Source organism: Halopseudomonas sp. L-58 (assembly GCF_056859475.1).
Map to the genome: position 1 here is coordinate 1 of NZ_JBSXON010000037.1, position 2,763 is coordinate 2,763.

The window sequence follows — 2,763 nt, forward strand, 5'->3', positions numbered from 1 at the left end:
CACAATCGAATGGCTACAGCCTACGCTGAAAGCTGAAAGCTGAAAGCTGAAAGCTGAAAGCTGAAAGCTGAAAGCTGAAAGCTGAAAGCTGAAAGCTGAAAGCTGAAAGCTGAAAGCTGAAAGCTGAAAGCTGAAAGCTGAAAGCGCAACAGCATGGCGACGGCCGGCAGTATGTCAAGCATCGGAACCACCTGAACGCCTGCCGCCGCGCGACAGCGCTCCAAAAGCCGGCCGACACAACGCGTCTGTGCGCCCGCAAGCACCGCATCCCAGCTTTTTTAGGGGCCTGCGATTGCAGATTCAAAAGTACTGATGCACGATGCTGTTAATGACCACCCAAAACCTGCCAGCCACTTAATGACCATAATTGGAGCACTCGTATGCGCATAGTCCAGGCTGATATCGATCGACTCGACGAGGTGACGCCGCTCTTTATCAAGTACCGCGAGTTCTACGGCCAGCCGCCGCTGCCCGAGGCATCGCGCCGCTTCCTCGAAGCGCGGCTGGTACACGAACAGGCCATCATTCTGATCGCCGAGGATGAAGACAGCGGCAAGGCCCTCGGCTTTTGCCAGTTCATTCCCAGTTTCTCGGCCCTGACGCTTGCGGCCAGCTGGGTACTCAAAGGCATCTACGTCACCGAGGAGGCGCGTCGTCAACTGGTTGCCGACAAGCTGATCAATCACGCCAAGAACATGGCGCGCGAGGCCGGGGTCAAGCGAATGACCGTGATGACCGGCGAGGAAAACGTGGCTGCACAAAGTCTGTATCGCTCGCTGGGCTTCTCCAACGACCACGATTTCATGTACTTCGCACTGAAACTCTGACGCCCTGCGCCGCCGCGCCGATGCACGCGTGGCGGCGCTTGTGTGCCCATTTCCCGACAGCCGTGGCCGACACTCTCGGCCAGAGCACATCTACGACCAAGGTTCACCCCGTTTTTGCTTGGTATCGGCCGGCGATGCGCCTATAATGCCGGCCAGTTTTCAACTATGGCCCCTCAGGTAACCCATGAGCTACGACAAGATCCCCGCCGGCAAAGACATTCCCAACGACATCTACGTCGCTATCGAAATCCCAGCCAACCATGCGCCGATCAAGTACGAGATCGACAAGGACAGCAGCACCCTGTTCGTTGATCGCTTCATGGCGACCCCGATGTTCTACCCGGCCAACTACGGCTACATCCCGAACACCCTGGCTGACGACGGCGATCCGCTGGACGTGCTGGTCGTTACCCCGCATCCGGTCGCTCCCGGCGCAGTTATCCGTGCACGCCCGGTTGGCGTTCTGCACATGACCGACGATGGCGGCGGAGATGCCAAACTGATCGCCGTCCCGCACGACAAGCTGAGCGTGCTGTACCGCGATATCAAGGAATACACCGACCTGCCGGAACTGCTGATCCAGCAAATCCAGCACTTCTTCGAGAACTACAAGGATCTCGAACCCGGCAAGTGGGTCAAGATTGACCGCTGGGGCGGCGCTGATGAAGCCCGCGCGGAAATCGTCAAGGCTGTAAACGCTTACCAAAAATAAGCGTTTCGCCCCGCTAAAAAGCCGGCCACAAGCTGGCTTTTTTTATGCCTGCACGGCAGAGTCTCGCCATGACCGACCGCTACTTTGACCACCTGGGCGCCCGTTTCGCCCAGCGCATCTATGACAGCCCCAAGGGTGCCATTCGTCTGGCCGTGTTGCAGCGCGACCTGCAGCAATGGCTGCCGGCATTGCTGCAGGCAGAATCGCCGCTGCACATTCTCGACATTGGCGCCGGCCTCGGCCAGATCAGCGGCTGGCTGGCCGGCCTCGGCCATCAGCTCACCGTCGCCGAACCTTCAGAAGCGATGCTTGATGCGGCCCGTGAGCGCATCAACGCCAGCAACCCCGCCCTGCCCGTACGCTTCATGCAGGCGCCGCTGCAGGATCTCGCCGCGCAGGGTGAACGGTATGACCTGGTGATCTGTCATGCGGTACTGGAATGGCTGGCCGACCCGGCGCAGGCGCTGCAGCAACTGGCCGCCCTCGTGCAGCCCGCCGGCGCGCTGTCCCTCGCGTTCTACAACCGCGACGCACTGATCTACAAGAATCTGGTCAAGGGTCAGTTCAAAAAGCTGCGCAAGAAGCCGTTGTCCGGCCAGGGCACGAGCGGGCTGACCCCGCAGCAGCCGATTGACCCGCGTGACGCCATGCAGTGGATCGCCGCGGCGAGCCTTAGCTGCCTGGCCACCAGCGGCGTACGGGTGTTCTATGACTACATGCCGGAGCCCTTCTGCAGTAACAGCAGCCTCGAAGATCTGATTGAATACGAGCTGCGCTACAGCCAGCATCCTGCCTACCAGCATCTGGGACGCTACCTGCACTGGTGGCTGCGCCCGGCTACTACGCTCGACTAACCGCGAACCACACGGTTACGCCCCTCACGCTTTGCCCGGTAAAGTGCAGCATCAGCACGGGCGATGAGATTCTGAGCAGCGCCATCCACATCCTGCGCTGCGGCCAATGCGGTCCCCAGGCTGATGGTGACCTCCAGCGGACCATCTTCCAGTTCGAAGGCGTGGCGACAGAAACTATCGCGCAAACGCTCTGCAACGCTATCCAGCTCATCCTGACCCTGTACCAGCGCTAAGGAAACGCTGCACAAATCAGCCCTCTGCCTGATTACGCAGCCCTGAGTATAATCACCAGACACTGCCACTACCTCAGCCAAGCCACCCGATGAAGCAGATCACCTTCGCCCAAGCCGAGCATCAGAACAAGAAAAAG

The 2,763-nt window shown here is 59.7% G+C and carries 5 protein-coding genes; 3 read left to right on the plus strand and 2 right to left on the minus strand.

Annotated features, from left to right (window positions below):
* Positions 1-20: 20 nt before the first annotated feature.
* Positions 21-182 (minus strand): hypothetical protein, encoded by a 162-nt coding sequence (locus tag AC13EY_RS03225; protein WP_482876233.1) that lies wholly within the window; start codon positions 180-182, stop codon positions 21-23.
* A 198-nt stretch (positions 183-380) separates the two neighbouring features.
* On the opposite strand from AC13EY_RS03225, the gene AC13EY_RS03230 reads away from it, so the two are divergent.
* The 3 genes from AC13EY_RS03230 (at position 381) to AC13EY_RS03240 (ending at position 2,393) form a co-directional block, all read left to right on the plus strand.
* Positions 381-827: a GNAT family N-acetyltransferase gene (locus AC13EY_RS03230; RefSeq protein ID WP_088273468.1), complete on the plus strand. Its 447-nt coding sequence runs from the start codon at positions 381-383 to the stop codon at positions 825-827.
* A 184-nt stretch (positions 828-1,011) separates the two neighbouring features.
* A complete protein-coding gene (gene ppa / locus AC13EY_RS03235; protein WP_088273467.1) occupies positions 1,012-1,539 on the plus strand; it encodes an inorganic diphosphatase in 528 nt (175 codons plus the stop codon).
* A gap of 68 nt (positions 1,540-1,607) precedes the next feature.
* A complete protein-coding gene (locus AC13EY_RS03240; RefSeq protein ID WP_228245233.1) occupies positions 1,608-2,393 on the plus strand; it encodes a methyltransferase domain-containing protein in 786 nt (261 codons plus the stop codon).
* On the opposite strand, the gene AC13EY_RS03245 is transcribed toward AC13EY_RS03240, so the two are convergent.
* Positions 2,390-2,641 carry a diguanylate cyclase domain-containing protein gene (locus AC13EY_RS03245; protein WP_482876234.1) on the minus strand — a complete coding sequence of 84 codons (252 nt, stop codon included), beginning with the start codon at positions 2,639-2,641 and terminating at the stop codon, positions 2,390-2,392. The genes AC13EY_RS03240 and AC13EY_RS03245 overlap by 4 nt on opposite strands.
* Between the last annotated feature and the right edge of the window lie 122 nt (positions 2,642-2,763).

Coding starts and splice junctions, on each gene's coding strand:
- AC13EY_RS03225 (WP_482876233.1), bottom strand. CDS start 182: ATGCTTGACATACTGCCGGCCGTCGCCATGCTGTTGCGCTTTCAGCTT.
- AC13EY_RS03230 (WP_088273468.1), top strand. CDS start 381: ATGCGCATAGTCCAGGCTGATATCGATCGACTCGACGAGGTGACGCCG.
- ppa (WP_088273467.1), top strand. CDS start 1,012: ATGAGCTACGACAAGATCCCCGCCGGCAAAGACATTCCCAACGACATC.
- AC13EY_RS03240 (WP_228245233.1), top strand. CDS start 1,608: ATGACCGACCGCTACTTTGACCACCTGGGCGCCCGTTTCGCCCAGCGC.